The organism is Eleftheria terrae (assembly GCF_030419005.1).
GTDB lineage: Bacteria > Pseudomonadota > Gammaproteobacteria > Burkholderiales > Burkholderiaceae_C > Caldimonas > Caldimonas terrae.
In genome coordinates, this window is record NZ_CP106951.1 from 2,183,700 (window position 1) to 2,198,590 (window position 14,891).

Genomic DNA, 14,891 nt, shown 5'->3' on the forward strand with positions numbered 1-14,891 from the left:
AAAGATGGAGGCGGGGTCCGGCTCAGAAATCGAGCAGCACCGCTCCCCAGGTGAAGCCACCGCCGACACCTTCCAGCATCACGGTGTCGCCGCGCCGGATGCGGCCGCCGCGCACGGCATGGTCGAGGGCCAACGGAATCGAGGCAGCCGAGGTGTTGCCATGTTCGTCCACCGTGGCCACGAGCTTGTCCATCGGCAGCTTGAGCTTCTTGGCGGTGCCTTGCATGATGCGGATGTTCGCCTGGTGCGGAATCAGCCAGTCGATGTCCGCTTCGGTGCGGCCCGCCTTCTCGAGCACGGAACGCGCCACCTGCTCCAGCACGCCAACGGCCAGCTTGAACACGGCCTGCCCGTCCATCTTGAGCAGGGGATCACCGAGCACCGCGCCCCCGGCCACCGTGCCGGGCGTGCACAGGATGCCGACATGGCGGCCGTCCGCGTGCAACTCGCTGGCCAACAGGCCAGGTGCAGTGCTGGCTTCCAGCACCACCGCCCCCGCACCATCGCCGAACAGCACGCAGGTGGTGCGGTCGTTGAAGTCCAGGATGCGCGAGAAGACCTCGGCACCGATCACAAGCGCCTTGCGTGCCGCGCCCGACTTGATCATCGAGTCGGCCACCGTCAGTGCGTAGACGAAGCCCGAGCAGACCGCCTGCACGTCGAAGGCGGCACAACCGTGCACCCCGAGCTTCTGCTGCACCAGACAGGCGGTGGACGGAAAGATCATGTCCGGCGTGGAAGTCGCGACGATGATCAGGTCGATGTCCGCGGCGCTGACGCCTGCGGCTTCCAGCGCATGACGGGCCGCCTGCGTGGCCAGGTCACTGGAGGCGACGCTCGGCTCGGCGAAGTAGCGGGCACGGATGCCGGTGCGCTCGACGATCCACTCGTCGGACGTCTCGATGCCCCGCTTGGCGAGGTCGGCCGCGAAGTCCGCATTGCTGACACGCTTGGGCGGCAGATAGCTGCCGGTGCCGGCGATGCGGGAATATATGGAAGATGAAGAAACGGTCATGCAGTAGAGGCGACCCGTACCGGATCCTCTGCAGCCGCCGATGACGGCAAGGCCTGCAGAGTCTCCAGGATCTGGTCATGCACCCGGTCGAGCAACCGGTTTCGGGCCGCATCATACGCCCGATTCAAGGCTTGCTCGAAAGCGAAGGCGTCTGCCGAGCCATGGCTCTTGAAGACCAGCCCACGCAGACCCAGCAGCGCCGCGCCGTTGTAGCGTCGGTAATCGACGCGATTCTTGAAGTGCTTCAACACCGGCAGCGCGACGATGGCAGCCAGCTTGGTGAAGACGTTGCGGGTGAATTCCTGCTTGATGAAGCTCGACAGCATCGACGCCAGGCCCTCGGAGGCCTTCAGCACCACATTGCCGACGAAGCCGTCGCAAACGACGATGTCGGTGGTGCCCTTGAAGATGTCGTTGCCCTCGACGTTGCCGTAGAAGTTCACATGACCGGCCTCGGCCACCGAACGCAGCAACTCCCCGGCACGCTTGATCGTGTCGCTGCCCTTGATCGCCTCTTCGCCGATGTTCAGCAGGCCGACCGTCGGACTGGCCTTGCCTTCGACGGCGGCCACCAGCGCACTGCCCATCAGGGCAAACTGCAGCAGGTGGTGCGGCTCGCAATCGACATTGGCGCCCAGGTCCAGCACCGTGGTGTAGCCGTCCTTTTGGTTCGGCATCACGGTGGCAATGGCGGGTCGGTCGATGCCGTCCAGCGTCTTCAATAGATAGCGGGACACCGCCATCAGGGCGCCAGTGTTGCCGGCAGAGACGCAAGCGTCGGCCGCCGTGGCACCGCCCTCACCCGGCTTGACCTGGGTGATGGCGACACGCATGGACGAATCCTTCTTGCGGCGCAGGGCCACCTCGACGGGATCGTCCATCTCGACCACTTCACTGGCCGCGACCACAGTGCAACGCGCCCAGCCCCGCGCAAGCGCCAACGCCTCGGGGCGGCCGACCAGGATCAGCTCGACACCGGGATGCGCGCGCAGGAAGGCTTCGCAGGCAGGCAGGGTCACCGACGGACCAAAGTCGCCACCCATGCAGTCCACGGCAATGCGCACGGAACGCATTGCCCGCGGAGAAACATCAGCAGAGGAATTCATCGCTGGAACCGGAGATACCGGAAAAGGTCGGCCCTCAGGCCCACCCCGCCGCGCCCCGAGCAGCGCTCGCCGGGCCCACCAAAGCAAGGACTGCAACAGGCAGCGACCCGCTGAAACATCGCCTCAAAGGCCGCATGCTCCGGCAGGCCGACCCGCCGCCCCGATCGCACGGATCAGGCGTCAGCCTTGGTCTTGAGGACCTTGCGACCGCGGTAGAAACCGTTCGGGCTGATGTGGTGACGGAGATGGGTTTCGCCGGTGGTCGGCTCGATCGCGGTCCCCGGGGTCTCCAGGTGTTGGTGGGCGCGGTGCATACCACGCTTAGACGGCGATTTTTTGTTCTGTTGAACGGCCATGGCTCGCTCCTTGGAAAACCCGAGATTGTAGCAGCTGTGAAGCAAACAACGCCAGTGGCAAATCGCGCCGAAACGCGAGACGCGGGGCAGGAGTGCACAACACCGGCCCCGGACGCGGGCGCACGCTTGCATGCCAACCGGCCCCATGCCGCCGCCCGTGGCCGCGGCGCGCGGCTCACGACGGCTTCTTGTTCTTCAGTTGCGCCAGCACCGCAAAGGGATTCTTTTTCTCGCCCGGGGCGTCGGCTTCCGGCGCCAGGGACTCGGGGTCGGTGCTGGCCTGCAGTGGCGCGGGACAGACTTCATGGCGAGGCACCAGAGGCAGCGCCAGGATCAACTCGTCCTCGACCAGTTCTTGCAGATTGAGGCTGCGCGAGATGGCCAGCACGTCTTCCTCGCTGTCGGCATCCACCTCGGCTGCCAGCCGCTCGTCGGCCACGAAGCGGAAGTCGCGCTCGACCTCGAGCTCCGCCTCCACCGGCTTCAGGCAGCGCTGGCATTCCAGCGAGATGCGAGTGTGGGCCCGCAGGTGCATCCACAGCTCCGGCTCGCCGCCGCGCCGTGGCACCTGCTTGCCGGCCGCCGACCAATCCACCGGTTGGTCGCCGGCAGGCGCATCGGAATGGGCCTCTTCTGCCAGCCGGGACAGCGAGGCCAGCGGCCACTGGCCCTGCAAGGCGGCCTCGTCCTGGATGAATGCCTGGACGTCCAGGCGCAACGGATTGAACTCTCTTGCCTTCATCCGGGCAGTGTAGCCTTGCCGCCCTTGGCCGCCGCGACGTGAAGGACAATGCCGCCCATGTCTGCTTCCGACTTCCCCACGGCGCCCGTGCGCGCCCTCATCCTGGCCTCCACTTCCCGTTATCGGCGAGAACTCCTGCAGCGGCTGGGCCTGCCGTTCGACGTGCAAGCGCCGCAGGTGGACGAGACGCCGGGCGCCGGCGAAGCCCCCGCGGCGCTGGCCGAACGCCTGGCCCTGGCAAAGGCAGCCGCCGTCGCTGCGCTGCATCCCCAGGCGGTGGTCATCGGCTCCGACCAGGTGGCGGACCTGGCCGGTGAGCCCATCGGCAAGCCGGGCGACCATGCCCGCGCCGCCGAGCAATTGCGCCGCATGAGCGGCCAGGCGGTGGTGTTCCACACCGGCGTGGCGGTGGTGTGCGCAGCCAGCGGCCTGCAAGCGGTGCGGCGGGTGCCGGTGACGGTGCGCTTTCGCGCGCTGGGGCATGCCGAGATCGAACGCTACCTGCGCGCGGAGCAACCCTATGACTGCGCCGGCAGCGCCAAGGCAGAAGGCCTGGGCATTGCCCTGCTCGACGCGATCGAGTCCGACGACCCGACGGCCCTGATCGGCCTGCCGCTGATCCAGACCTGCGCCCTGCTGCGCACCGCGGGCCTCGACCCCCTGGCCGCCGCGGGATCGGGAGCGAGCGAATGACAGGCAAGCTCTACCTCGTGCCGACGCCGCTCGATTTCGGCACCCTGGGCAGCGACACCGCCGCGCCCGACCTGCGGGACGTCCTGCCCCTGCAGACGCTGCAAGTCGCAGCGAGGCTGGGCCACTGGGTGGCCGAGAACGCGAAGACAACCCGTGCCTTCTTGAAGCGGGTGCATGCGGTGGTGCCGCTGGCGCAGGCGCTGCAGGACATCCGCATCCAGGAGCTGCCGCGTCCGCCGAAGGGAGGCGCGGCCAGCCGCCAGGCGGCGCCGGCCGCCGACGTGCTCGACGGCCTGCTCGCCGCAGCCCTGCAGGGCCATGATGTCGGGCTGGTGTCGGAGGCCGGCATGCCGGCCATCGCCGACCCGGGCGCGGAGCTGGTGCGGCGGGCCCACGAGCTGGGACTGCAAGTGCTGCCGCTGGTGGGCCCCTCGGCCTTGCTGCTGGCGCTGGCGGCCAGCGGCATGAACGGGCAGAGCTTTGCCTTCGTCGGCTACCTGCCGGTGGAAGAGGCGGCACGCGCTGCGCGCATCCGCGAGCTGGAGGCACTGGCGCGGCGCAGCGGGCAGACGCAGATGATGATCGAGACCCCCTACCGCAACCCGGCGCTGCTGGCCGCGCTGCTGGCGAACCTGCAAGCGGCCACCCGGCTGTCGGTGGCCTGCGGGCTGACGCTTGCCTCAGGCTGGAACCGTTCGATGACGGTGCAGGGGTGGAAGCAGCCGGGGGCACCTGCCCTGCCGGCCGACGTACCGGCCGTCTTTGCGATCCACGGCGCCTGACCGCGCCGGGCTGGCCTGGGCTCTGCGACCGCGGTGGCAGCCGCTGGATTCAGGCGGCCTCAGGCAACCTCGGGCGGCTGCCGGACCGGGCTCCGGCTCAGGGCTTCTTGGGGCCGCCGCCGAGCAGGGCCGCGACCTTGCGCTTGGGCTTGATGTAGGGCGAGGCCACGCGCGAGACCGCCGGCGCGGCGGGCGCCTGCTTCTCCCAGCCAGGGTCCGCGCTGGGGTCGGCCTCGTAGGGCTTGCTGAAGAAGGGATCGCTAGAGGCCGGAGGCGTGGCGCTGTAGTTCGCCATGCTGCGGCTGGCGCGCTGCGGCGGCGGGCCGTCGGCGTCGTCGTCGTACTGGCGACGCGGCGGCGCGCGACGCGGGCGCTCGTCTTCGAGTTCGAGCGGCTCGATCTCGATCTTCTTTTTGATCAGCTTCTCGATGTCGGCCACCAGCCGCTGGTCGCTGCGCGAGACAAAGGACACGGCCAGGCCGGACGCGCCGGCCCGGCCGGTGCGGCCGATGCGGTGCACGTAGTCTTCGGCATTGAAGGGAATGTCGAAGTTGAACACCGCCGGCAGGTCGGCGATGTCCAGCCCGCGGGCCGCAACATCGGTGGCCACCAGCAGCTCGACTTCGTTGCGCTTGAAGGCTTCCAGCGCCTTCAGCCGCTCGTCCTGCGACTTGTCGCCGTGCAGTGCGGCGGTCTTCAGCCCGTCGCGCTCCAGCGAACGGGCCAGGCGCGCGGCGCCCAGCTTGGAATTGACGAACACGATGGCCTGCGACAGCGAGCGCTCGCGCAGCAGGTGGCGCACGGCGCGGCGCTTGTCATCGTCCTCGACGCTGAAGAAGCGCTGCTCGACGGTGGTGGCGGTGGCATTGGGCCGCGCCACTTCCACCAGCACCGGGTCCTGCAGGTAGCTCTGGGCCAGCTTCTTGATCTCGGGCGAGAAGGTGGCGGAGAACAGCAGCGTCTGCCGCTGCTTGGGCAGGAAGCTGAGGATGCGCTCCAGGTCGGGCAGGAAGCCGATGTCCAGCATGCGGTCAGCCTCGTCGAGCACGACGTACTCCACCTGGCTCAGCGTGCAGTTCTTCGCCTGGATGTGGTCCAGCAGCCGACCGGGGGTGGCGATCAGCACCTCGACCCCGCGGCGCAGCTCCTGCGTCTGCGGCGCCATGTCGATGCCGCCGAACACGCAGGCCACCCGCAGCTGGGTGTGCTTGGCATAGGCCTTGACGTTGTTGGCCACCTGGTCGGCCAGCTCGCGCGTCGGCGCCAGCACCAGGGCGCGCACCGGGTGGCGCGCGGGCGAAGCGCTGGCGTTCTCGTGCCGCATCATCTTCTGCAGCAGCGGCAGCGAGAAGGCGGCGGTCTTGCCGGTGCCGGTCTGGGCGGCGCCCATCACGTCCCGCCCCTCCAGCACGATCGGAATGGCCTTCGCCTGGATCGGCGTCATGGAGGTGTAACCCTGGTCGGCAATGGCACGCTGCAGCGTGGGGCCGAGAGGGAGCGAGGAGAACTGGCCGCCCGGAACGGGGGCCTCGGATGCTTCTGTCATAAGTAGCACATTATCGTCCAGGCTGCCGTGCCATGGCTTTTCTGGGTGCTTAGGGGCGCCGGCGACCGGTGGCTTGTGCGTACTCCGGCACGCAAGCAGCCAGCCAGGTCTTGACGGCCTCGTCGCCCTGGGCAGCGTCCAGAGCGGCCAGCACCTCGGGGGCGCGCTGCAGCCAGCCAGCATCCTCGTCGCGGTGCAGGCGCGCCACGCGCAGCCGCGCGATGGGGGTGGGCAGCGTGGTGTCGGCGTCGGCCAGCAGCTCCTCGTACAGCTTTTCGCCGGGGCGCAGCCCGGTGTAGACGACCGGCATTTCCTCCGGCGTGTGGCCGGACAGGCGGATCAGGTCGCGCGCCAGCTCCGCGATACGCACCGGCTCCCCCATGTCGAGCACGTAGACCTGGCCGGTCTCGCCCAGCGCGGCCGCCTGGATCACCAGGCGGGCGGCCTCCGGGATGGTCATGAAATAGCGGGTGATGTCGGGGTGGGTCACGGTGACCGGGCCGCCGCGGGCGATCTGCTCCTTGAACTTCGGGATCACGCTGCCGCTGGAGCCCAGCACGTTGCCGAAGCGCACCGCCATGTAGCGGGTGCCGGCATGCTGCCTCGACAGGTAGGAGATCACCATCTCGGCCGCCCGCTTGGTGGCCCCCATGACATTGGTGGGGTTGACCGCCTTGTCGGTGGAGATCAGCACGAAGCGCTCGACGCCGGCGTCGCCGGCCGCGGTGGCCGCCAGGTAGGTGCCGAGGGTGTTGTTCTGCAGGGCCGCCCAGCTGTTGTCTTCCTCCATCAGCGGCACATGCTTGTAGGCCGCGGCATGAAACACCACTTGCGGCTTCCAGCGGCCGAAGGTGTGGCGCAGGTGCGCGAGATTCTTGACGTCGCCGATCAGGCGCACGAGCGAGATGTGCGGGAACTGCTCGCTCAGCTCCTGCTCGATGCGGTAGAGCGCGAACTCACTCAGCTCGTAGAGCACCAGCCGGCTGGGGCCGTAGCGGGCGACCTGGCGGCACAGCTCGGAGCCGATGCTGCCGCCGGCGCCGGTGATCAGCACGGTCTTGCCGTTGAGGCAGTCGGAGATGCCGGCCTCGTCGAGCTTCACCGGCTCGCGGCCGAGCAGGTCGTCGGGCTCGATCTCGCGCACCCGGCTCACCTGGGAGCCGGCCCGCAGCTCCTGCGCCGAGGGCACGGTGAGCACCGGCAGGCCGGTGCGGGCAGCCGTCTCGATGATGCCGCGCCGCCGCGCGGGCGGCAGCGAGGGCATGGCGACGATGAGGTGCGTGATCTGCTGCTGCGCGACATGCCGGGGCAACTGCTCCAGCGGGCCCAGCACCGGCACGCCGCCGATGCGGGCATGGTGCTTGGAGACGTCGTCGTCCAGCAGCCCGACGATCACATACCCGTGGTGCTGGATGCCCGCCAGCAGCAGCCGTGCTGCCTCGCCGGCGCCCAGCACCAGGGCGCGACGGGTTTCCACGCTGCTGCCGGCGATGCGGGCACGCAGGTGCTCGTACAGCATGCGGTAGCCGATGCGCACGCCGCACAAGGCCATCAGGCAGACCACCGGATGCAGCGCCAGCACCGCCCGGGGCACCTGATCGAGCTGGGCCATCAGCACCACCACCGCGCCGAGCAGGCCGGCGCCGCCGCAGGCCAGCGTCAGCCGCTTGACCTCGCCGAAACCCGAGAAGCGCCACAAGCCACGCGGCACGCCGGCCAGCCAGAACACCACCAGGTACAGCAGCACCAGGCCCGCCATCACCCAGGCGTCGTAGCCGGGGCGGGCGCTGAACCAGCGGTCGAAGCCCAGGCGGAACAGATAGGTGATGTTCCAGCACAGGGCGATGACCACCCCGTCGGTCAGCAGCGACAGCGGCTGGCGGTGCGGGCGGGCGCGGGTGAGGAAAGCGTCGACGGAATGCCAGAACATGGGTTTCAACGGGTCACGATGACGTGCAGGGTGCGCAGCAGCAGGCGCAGGTCGCCCCAGAAGGTGGCGCCGTCCACATACTGCTGGGCATAGCGCAGCTTGGCCGGCAGCACCTCCTCGACATAGGCGCGCTCGGGATCGTGGGCCGCGGCCAGCAGCTCGCTCTCGCGGCGGTATTCGATGGAAGCGAGGTCGGTGATGCCGGGGCGCACCGACAGCACCTTCTCGCGCACCCCGGGTGGGTAATGCGGCAGGTAGCGGGGCACCTCGGGGCGCGGCCCCACCAGGCTCATGCTGCCACACAGCACGTCGAGCAGCTGCGGCAGCTCGTCGAGCTTGGTGCTGCGCAAGAAGGCGCCCACCCGGGTGATGCGTGGGTCGGCGCCCACTGTGATGAGCGGGCCGCCGTCCTGCGGCTGATGGCGCATGGTGCGGAATTTGCGAATGCGAAACGGCACGCCGAAGCGCCCCACCCGCTCCTGGCGGAACAGCACCGGCCCGGGCGAGTCGAGCTTGATCGCCACGGCCACCACCAGCAGCAGCGGCGACAACAGCAGCAGACCGAGGGCCGAGGCCACCAGATCGAACAGGCGCTTGGCCATGCGACGGCGGCTCAGCCCTGCAGCAGGCGGCGCACGGTGGCGACGACGCGCTCCACGTCGGCGTCGCACATGCGGGTGTAGAGCGGCAGGCTGAGCATGCGCTCGTAGGCGCGCTGGCTGTGCGGGAACTGCGCCGGCTGGAGGCCGTAGCGGTCGCGCCAGTAGGGGTGCAGGTGCAGCGGGATGTAGTGCACGCTGCAGCCGATGCCGGCCTGGAAGAGCCGCTCGATGAAGACGTCGCGCGACAGCGGCGCAGCGTCGGCCAGCCGCACCACATAGAGGTGCCAGGCATGCCGGTCGCCGGCGGCGGGCTCGGGCGGCAACAGCAGGGGCAGGTCGGCGAAGGCCTCGCTGTAGCGCCGGGCGATGGCAACGCGGCGCTGCTGGAAAGCCTCGACCCGCTTCAGCTGGTGCAGGCCCAGTGCGGCCGCGATGTCAGTCAGGTTGTACTTGAAGCCGGGGGCCACGATCTCGTAGTACCAGCTGGGCACGGTGGCGGTGAAGCGGTCGAAGGCATCGCGGCTCATGCCGTGCAGGCGCATCACCTTGGCGCGGCGTGCCAGCTCGGCGTCGCGCGTCACCAGCATGCCGCCCTCGCCGGTCGTGATGGTCTTGTTGGCATAGAAGCTGAACACGGTGGCGTCCGACGCGAGGGTGCCCACCAGCTGGCCCTGCACGGTGGTGGGCAGGGCATGCGCGGCGTCTTCCACCACCTTCAGGCCATGTCGCCGCGCCAGTGCCAGCAGGGCCGGCATGTCGGCCGCCAAGCCGGCGTAGTGCACCGGGACGATGGCCTTGGTGCGGGGGGTGATGGCCGCCTCGACCGCCGCGGGGTCGATGTTGAGGGTGGCCGGGTCGATGTCGACCAGCACCACGTCGGCGCCCAGGTAGCGCACCACCTCGGCGGTGGCGGTGAAGGTGTGGGTGGTGGTGATGACCTCGTCGCCCGGGCCGATCCCCAACGCTTCGAGCGCCAGGTGCAAGCCGGCCGTGGCCGAGTTCACCGCGATGGCCTCCAGCCCGGTGGCCGGGCCGCCCAGGAAGTCGATGAAGTCGGCCTCGAAGCGCTTGGCCTTGGGGCCGGTGGTGACCCAGCCGGAGCGCAGCGTGTCGATCACTTCGGCGATCTCCTCCTCGCCGATCTCGGGCAGGGCGAAGGGCAGGAAGGGCAAGGCAGTGTCGGATGTCATCGGTTGGTTTTTTCTATCCAGGCCAGCACGTGGGTGCGCAGCCACGGCATGGTATTGAAAACGGCGTAGAGCGCCGGGTGCAGCCGCACCACCGCACGCGCCAGCGGCGGTGCAAGCGTGATGCGCCGCACGCTCAGCCGGCCCTCGGGAAACAGGCGGCGCAGCCGCGCCACCGGCACGCCGCGCACATCGGGGTTGCGCGGGTTGTCGTAGGTGAAGTCGTACCACAGCACCCCGCCGCCCGGGCGCACCCAGCGCCACATGGCCTCGGCCAGGCGAGCCTGGAAGGCATCGTCCAGCAGCGAGGAGAACACGGTGGACTGCAGCACCACGTCCTGGCTGCCCGGCGCGATCGCCTCCTGCAGCGCCAGCGCATCACCGCAATGCAGCTGCAACGCGGCTGGCAGCACCCGGCGGGCCTGGGCGGCGCGCGCCTCCAGCAGCTCGATGCCCTGCAGGTGCTCGGGCGCCCAGCCGAGCCGCAGCAGGTCGAGCAGGTTGCCGCCGGCACCGCAGCCCACCTCCAGCAAGCGGCGCTGCTCCAGGTCGGCCCAGCCCAGCCGGGCGAACAGCGCCGCGATGGCGCGCAGGCGCTCCTGGGCCGGCAGCAGGGCCGACGGGTTCAGCAGGCTGTAGCGCGGGTCCTGCACCGCACGACGGGCATAGCGCGCCCGTACGGCGACGGCCTCGGCGGCCGCGTTGGCAGCGCCGTCCCCGGCCATGCCGTGGGCGACCTTGGCCTTGCCCTGCGCGCCTTCCGCCTCGCGTGTCACGATGCAGCCTCCTTGCTAGCGGGTCAGCCGGGCGAAACGGCGGCGCCCGGTACGGGCCCCGCGCAAGACATCCGCCCAGCCCCACAGCGAGCCGATGCCGTAGCCGAAGTGGTAGGCAGCGATGACGGCCGGCAGCCGCCACGCCAGCGACCAGCCGGACGCCGCAGCGATCGCCACCGACGCCCCCAGCGCCGCTGCCCCGTACAGGCCGAGCAGGGCCAGCGCCGGCAGCCAGCCCGCCCCCAGCGCGCCGAGCAGCGCCGCCACGGCCAGCGCCAGCACGAACAGCCCTGGCACCAGCTGGCGCAGCGAGGCAGCCTGGCCGTGCTTCTTCATCACGAACGGCTTCCAGTAGCCATACTGCAGGTACTGCCGGAACAAGGCCCCGAGCGAGCCACGCGGGCGGTAGGAAGAGCGGATGGCGGCCGACTGCCAGACCCGCCCGCCGCCCTTGACGATGCGCAGGTTGTGCTCGTCGTCCTGGTTGCGCACCAGCTGCTCGTCGAAGCCGCCGAAGCGCTCCAGGCTGGCGCGCGGCCAGCAGCCCAGGTAGACAGTGTCGACCCAGCCGTTGTAGTCGAGCTGGCGCGAGCGCGCGCCGCCGGCCAGCCAGCGTGACTGGAAGGCCGCGGCGATGGCCCGCTGCATCGGCCCCTCGCCTTCGGCACGCCAGGGGCCGCCCACGTTGTCGGCACCGCTGTGCTGCAGCGCCAGCAGGCACTGCGCGATGTAGTCGGCCGCATAGCGGGTGTGCACGTCCATGCGCACCACCACCTCCCCACGCACCCGGGCCAGCGCCTGGTTGAGCCCGGTGGAGACGATGCCGCCCGGGTTGTCGATGACGGTGAAGCGCGCATCACGCCCGGCCAGCGCCTGCAGGCGCTCGAGGGTGCCGTCGTCGCTGCGGCCGTCGGCGATCAGCACCTCCAGCTCCCAGCCGGGCGGCAGTTGCTGAGCGGCGGCGCTGGCGCAGAAGGCCTCGATGTGGTCGCGCTCGTTGCGGCAGGGCACGATGACGGACACCCGGCGTGACGCGCCCGCCGTCGCGGCGGCCTCGGACGCGCGTGCCGTGCCCAGGTCCCCGGCACCGCTCATCGGCCGCCCCCCGCCTGCCGCAGCAGCCCGCGGTACAGCGCATCCATGCGGTCCATCTGGTGCCGGCGCGACGCCTCCGGCTCGACGCGCGCCCGGTTCGCGGCGCCGCGCGCCGGCAGGCTCGCGGGGTCGGCCATCAGGCTGGCCAGCGCGCCGGCCAGCGCAGCCGCATCGCGCGGCGGCAGCAGCACCCCCCCGGCGGCATCCACCCACTGCCGGTTGGCCGGCAGGTCCGACACCACCACCGCCAGGCCGGCGGCCATGGACTCGAGCAAGGCCACCGAGGTGGCGTCGCTGCTGGGGATGGACACGCTCACATGCGCTTGATTCACCAGCGCGGCCATGCGGTCCTCGTCGACCCGGCCGTGGAAATGCGCCACGCCGTCCAGCCCCAGCGAGCGGGCCTGTGCCCGCAGCTCGGCTTCCAGCGGGCCGCCTCCCAGCAGGTGCAACTCCAGCGCCTCGCCCGGCAGCCGCTGGCGCAGCAGGGCCACCGCCTGCAGCACGACATCGATGTTGTAGAGGCGGTCCCAGGCGCGCAGGCTGACGATGCGGAACGGCCGCGCCGGGCGGGGCATCGGGCGGAATTTGGAGGTGTCTGCCCCCCAGTAGATCTGCTGCAGGGGCGCGCGTGGGCGGTAGTGCCGGATCTCGTCCAGCATGTCCTGGCTGTCGGCGGTGATCAGCCGGGCCCGGCGCAGGCTCCAGCCGGTGATGGCCCGCACCAGCCGGCTCTGGCGCGGCGAGAGCAGGATGTCCGAGCCCCAGCCGGTCAGCACGCACGGCCCCTGCCCGCAGGCCGCGGCCCACAGGCCATAGGACGTCACATAGTGGCCGTGCACCAGGTCGGGTCGCAGGCGGGCGGCCAGCGCGCGCACCCGCGGCAGCGCAGTGAACCAGGGCAGCTTGCCGTCCGGCGTGCCGAGCGCATGCACCTGGGCACCGGCAATCTCGTGCGGCAGCCGCGACACCACGCTGCAGCGCCAGCCACGCTCGGCCATCGCGCCGACCCAGCGCTGGGTGTGCACGCTCTGCGCGTCGGCAAAGAACAGCAGGTGGCCGCTCATCGCGGCCCCTTGGACGCGGGCATCCAGCCGCTGCCGCAGTAGTGGCGGGCCAGGTCGGGGTACTGCTCGATCCAGGCGGCGTCGAGCGTGCGCACGTCGCCCAGCACCCGGGCCGGCTGGCCACCGACCACCGCATAGTCGGGAAAGTCGCCGTCCACATAGCTGAAGGCCCGCACCAGCACGCCGCGGCCGAGCCGGCTGCCCGGCATGATGACGCTGCTGGCACCAATGAAGCAGTAGGGGCCGATGCGGGTCTCGCCGCGGGTGACGCCCACCGGCTCGGCATGGCCCCAGTACTGAGGGCCCATCAGCCGGGTGGCGATGTGGCTGGAATGCGTCAGCACCGAGACATGGTTGGTGATCTGGGTGCCTTCGCCAATGCTCAGGCCGCCGGCGGCATCGATCAGGTTGAAGTGGCCGATGAACACATGGTCCTCGATCTGCAGGTGCTCGGCGCCCTGCACTTCCGCCGCGGTGCTGACACGGGTGTGCGGTAGCCAGCGGCCGTCGTGCCGCCGCCAGCCGTAGAGCAGGCGCGGCCGCACCAGCCGGCGCAGCAATTGGGACACGAGGAACTTGAGCATCGAGGGCAACAGGACAGCGGGGGATCGACCGCGGCTCGCAGTCTAACGGCCCGCACGTCGCAATGGGGCGAGGAGATCGGCCAGCAGCCGCCCCGGGTGGGGCCGCAGCACCTCGGCCCAGCGCAGGCCCGCATGGCGGCGAAACAGCACCAGCCCCCACACGATGGCCAGCAGGTAGGACGCCGAGGTGGCGAGCGCGCCGCCAGCCGCCCCCAGACGTGGCACCAGCCAGGCGCACACGGCGATGTTGATCAGCAGCGACACGCCGGCCACCGCCGCCGACAACTGCGGCCGGCCCAGGAAGTTGGTATAGAAGGCCGACAGCGTGGACGCCGCCGCATAGGCCCAGGTGCCGGGCAGCAACAGCAGCAGCAAGGGCACCGAGCGGCCATAGGCCGGCCCGAGCAGTGCCGGCAGCAGCCAGGCGGCCACCGCCACCAGCACCGGCGAGGCCAGCAGCAGGATGGCCAGGTTGAGGTGCACCACCCGCACCGTCAGCTGCGCGGCCTGGGCCGCGTCCGGCGCGCCGATGCGTGCATAGGTGGCCGCACTGACCGAGGACGAGACGAACCACAGCAGCTCGGCCGCCGTCACCGCCACCGAATAGATGCCCGCCTCGCCCAGCCCGGCAAAGCGCTCCACCACGAACAGGTCGACGCGATAGTTGAGCCAGCTCACCAGGTTGGTCAGGCCCACCACCACGCAGAAGCCGGCCTGTGCCCGCCAGGCCGCGCGCCCCTGTGGCGCCGGACCGCCGGCGCGCAACGCCAGCAGGGCCGCGGCCACCCCCACCACGGCGCGGGCGGCCAGCCAGACGCCGGCCACCGCCAGCAGCCCCAGACCCTGCCCGCCGAGCGCGAGACCACCGAGCAACAGCAGCGCCAGGGCAGGTGGCGCGATGCTGAGTCCGTTGATGGGACCCATGCGACCCTGCCCCAGGTACAGGCCGGACACGGTGGAGGTGAGCAGCAGCAGCGGCGCCGCGAGCGCCAGCAGCGGCAGGAAACGGTAGGCCGGGTCGCCGCGCAGGCCCCAGGCCGCGGCAGCAAAGGCCGCACTGCCCGCCAGACCGCCCGCCACCGCGAGGGCGAGCGCGCCTGGCAGCCAGGCCGCGGCCGCCTCACGGTGGTGCGAGACCTGCCGGGCGATCACCAGCCCCAGGCCCGAGAACAGCGCGACGAAAACCGCCTCGGTGGCCACCAGCAGCGAGAAGGCGCCCTGCTGCTGCGGCCCCTGGCGCGCCACCACCACGACGATGGCCAGGCCCAGCGCCACCGAGACGAGCCGGGCGGCAAAGTGGCCGAGCGCACTGCGCGAAAGCGGGGAGGTGGACATGGAAGGCAGCAGGAATCGGCGACCGGGGCACGGCGCAGGGCCGCAGATCATACGGCGCGGGCGGCGCGGGCCGGT

General features: G+C 70.7%; 15 protein-coding genes. 2 read left to right on the forward strand and 13 right to left on the reverse strand.

The features are described from left to right. Positions 1–22 precede the first annotated feature (22 nt). The 4 genes from N7L95_RS09520 to N7L95_RS09535 form a co-directional block, all read right to left on the reverse strand. Positions 23–1,015: a beta-ketoacyl-ACP synthase III gene (locus N7L95_RS09520; protein WP_301259579.1), complete on the reverse strand. Its 993-nt coding sequence runs from the start codon at positions 1,013–1,015 to the stop codon at positions 23–25. Then, complete coding sequence (gene plsX / locus N7L95_RS09525; protein WP_301259580.1) at positions 1,012–2,121, reverse strand: phosphate acyltransferase PlsX; 1,110 nt, start codon at positions 2,119–2,121, stop codon at positions 1,012–1,014. The genes N7L95_RS09520 and plsX overlap by 4 nt, the downstream gene beginning before the upstream one ends. Positions 2,122–2,294: 173 nt before the next feature. Continuing rightward, positions 2,295–2,477 carry a 50S ribosomal protein L32 gene (rpmF, locus tag N7L95_RS09530; protein WP_301259581.1) on the reverse strand — a complete coding sequence of 61 codons (183 nt, stop codon included), beginning with the start codon at positions 2,475–2,477 and terminating at the stop codon, positions 2,295–2,297. 175 nt (positions 2,478–2,652) lie between these two features. Further along, a complete protein-coding gene (locus N7L95_RS09535) occupies positions 2,653–3,219 on the reverse strand; it encodes a YceD family protein (protein WP_301259582.1) in 567 nt (188 codons plus the stop codon). Positions 3,220–3,276: 57 nt separating this feature from the next. Between N7L95_RS09535 and N7L95_RS09540 the strand changes: the two genes are divergently transcribed. Both N7L95_RS09540 and N7L95_RS09545 read left to right on the forward strand, forming a co-directional pair. Next, entirely contained in the window at positions 3,277–3,912 is a 636-nt protein-coding gene (locus N7L95_RS09540; RefSeq protein WP_301259583.1) for a Maf family nucleotide pyrophosphatase, read from the forward strand. Beyond that, positions 3,909–4,694 carry an SAM-dependent methyltransferase gene (locus N7L95_RS09545; RefSeq protein WP_301259584.1) on the forward strand — a complete coding sequence of 262 codons (786 nt, stop codon included), beginning with the start codon at positions 3,909–3,911 and terminating at the stop codon, positions 4,692–4,694. Before N7L95_RS09540 ends, N7L95_RS09545 begins: the two co-directional genes overlap by 4 nt. Before the next feature lie 97 nt (positions 4,695–4,791). Here N7L95_RS09545 and N7L95_RS09550 read toward each other — a convergent pair whose 3' ends face one another. The 9 genes from N7L95_RS09550 to N7L95_RS09590 all read right to left on the reverse strand — a co-directional run bounded on the left by N7L95_RS09550 (position 4,792) and on the right by N7L95_RS09590 (position 14,816). Next, on the reverse strand, positions 4,792–6,240 hold the full coding sequence (locus tag N7L95_RS09550) for a DEAD/DEAH box helicase (protein ID WP_301259585.1): 1,449 nt from the start codon (positions 6,238–6,240) through the stop codon (positions 4,792–4,794). A 49-nt stretch (positions 6,241–6,289) separates the two neighbouring features. Then, the gene (locus N7L95_RS09555) at positions 6,290–8,170 is read right to left on the reverse strand and encodes a polysaccharide biosynthesis protein (RefSeq protein ID WP_301259586.1); all 1,881 of its coding nucleotides are present in this window, start codon (positions 8,168–8,170) and stop codon (positions 6,290–6,292) included. A 5-nt stretch (positions 8,171–8,175) separates the two neighbouring features. After that, the gene (locus N7L95_RS09560) at positions 8,176–8,772 is read right to left on the reverse strand and encodes a sugar transferase (protein ID WP_301259587.1); all 597 of its coding nucleotides are present in this window, start codon (positions 8,770–8,772) and stop codon (positions 8,176–8,178) included. 11 nt (positions 8,773–8,783) lie between these two features. After that, positions 8,784–9,962 carry a DegT/DnrJ/EryC1/StrS family aminotransferase gene (locus N7L95_RS09565; protein ID WP_301259588.1) on the reverse strand — a complete coding sequence of 393 codons (1,179 nt, stop codon included), beginning with the start codon at positions 9,960–9,962 and terminating at the stop codon, positions 8,784–8,786. Then, complete coding sequence (locus tag N7L95_RS09570) at positions 9,959–10,684, reverse strand: class I SAM-dependent methyltransferase (RefSeq protein ID WP_301260113.1); 726 nt, start codon at positions 10,682–10,684, stop codon at positions 9,959–9,961. The genes N7L95_RS09565 and N7L95_RS09570 overlap by 4 nt, the downstream gene beginning before the upstream one ends. Before the next feature lie 66 nt (positions 10,685–10,750). Next, positions 10,751–11,830, reverse strand: coding sequence for a glycosyltransferase family 2 protein (locus N7L95_RS09575; RefSeq protein WP_301259589.1), 1,080 nt, complete (start codon positions 11,828–11,830; stop codon positions 10,751–10,753). After that, a complete protein-coding gene (locus tag N7L95_RS09580) occupies positions 11,827–12,897 on the reverse strand; it encodes a glycosyltransferase (RefSeq protein WP_301259590.1) in 1,071 nt (356 codons plus the stop codon). Before N7L95_RS09580 ends, N7L95_RS09575 begins: the two co-directional genes overlap by 4 nt. Further along, a complete protein-coding gene (locus N7L95_RS09585; RefSeq protein WP_301259591.1) occupies positions 12,894–13,481 on the reverse strand; it encodes an acyltransferase in 588 nt (195 codons plus the stop codon). Before N7L95_RS09585 ends, N7L95_RS09580 begins: the two co-directional genes overlap by 4 nt. Positions 13,482–13,523: 42 nt before the next feature. Beyond that, a complete protein-coding gene (locus N7L95_RS09590; RefSeq protein WP_301259592.1) occupies positions 13,524–14,816 on the reverse strand; it encodes a lipopolysaccharide biosynthesis protein in 1,293 nt (430 codons plus the stop codon). Positions 14,817–14,891 lie beyond the last annotated feature (75 nt).

Bases quoted from the DNA above. Each gene is read 5' to 3' on its own strand.
- N7L95_RS09520 (WP_301259579.1), bottom strand. From the start codon at position 1,015: ATGACCGTTTCTTCATCTTCCATATATTCCCGCATCGCCGGCACCGGC.
- plsX (WP_301259580.1), bottom strand. From the start codon at position 2,121: ATGAATTCCTCTGCTGATGTTTCTCCGCGGGCAATGCGTTCCGTGCGC.
- rpmF (WP_301259581.1), bottom strand. From the start codon at position 2,477: ATGGCCGTTCAACAGAACAAAAAATCGCCGTCTAAGCGTGGTATGCAC.
- N7L95_RS09535 (WP_301259582.1), bottom strand. From the start codon at position 3,219: ATGAAGGCAAGAGAGTTCAATCCGTTGCGCCTGGACGTCCAGGCATTC.
- N7L95_RS09540 (WP_301259583.1), top strand. From the start codon at position 3,277: ATGTCTGCTTCCGACTTCCCCACGGCGCCCGTGCGCGCCCTCATCCTG.
- N7L95_RS09545 (WP_301259584.1), top strand. From the start codon at position 3,909: ATGACAGGCAAGCTCTACCTCGTGCCGACGCCGCTCGATTTCGGCACC.
- N7L95_RS09550 (WP_301259585.1), bottom strand. From the start codon at position 6,240: ATGACAGAAGCATCCGAGGCCCCCGTTCCGGGCGGCCAGTTCTCCTCG.
- N7L95_RS09555 (WP_301259586.1), bottom strand. From the start codon at position 8,170: ATGTTCTGGCATTCCGTCGACGCTTTCCTCACCCGCGCCCGCCCGCAC.
- N7L95_RS09560 (WP_301259587.1), bottom strand. From the start codon at position 8,772: ATGGCCAAGCGCCTGTTCGATCTGGTGGCCTCGGCCCTCGGTCTGCTG.
- N7L95_RS09565 (WP_301259588.1), bottom strand. From the start codon at position 9,962: ATGACATCCGACACTGCCTTGCCCTTCCTGCCCTTCGCCCTGCCCGAG.
- N7L95_RS09570 (WP_301260113.1), bottom strand. From the start codon at position 10,684: ATGGCCGGGGACGGCGCTGCCAACGCGGCCGCCGAGGCCGTCGCCGTA.
- N7L95_RS09575 (WP_301259589.1), bottom strand. From the start codon at position 11,830: ATGAGCGGTGCCGGGGACCTGGGCACGGCACGCGCGTCCGAGGCCGCC.
- N7L95_RS09580 (WP_301259590.1), bottom strand. From the start codon at position 12,897: ATGAGCGGCCACCTGCTGTTCTTTGCCGACGCGCAGAGCGTGCACACC.
- N7L95_RS09585 (WP_301259591.1), bottom strand. From the start codon at position 13,481: ATGCTCAAGTTCCTCGTGTCCCAATTGCTGCGCCGGCTGGTGCGGCCG.
- N7L95_RS09590 (WP_301259592.1), bottom strand. From the start codon at position 14,816: ATGTCCACCTCCCCGCTTTCGCGCAGTGCGCTCGGCCACTTTGCCGCC.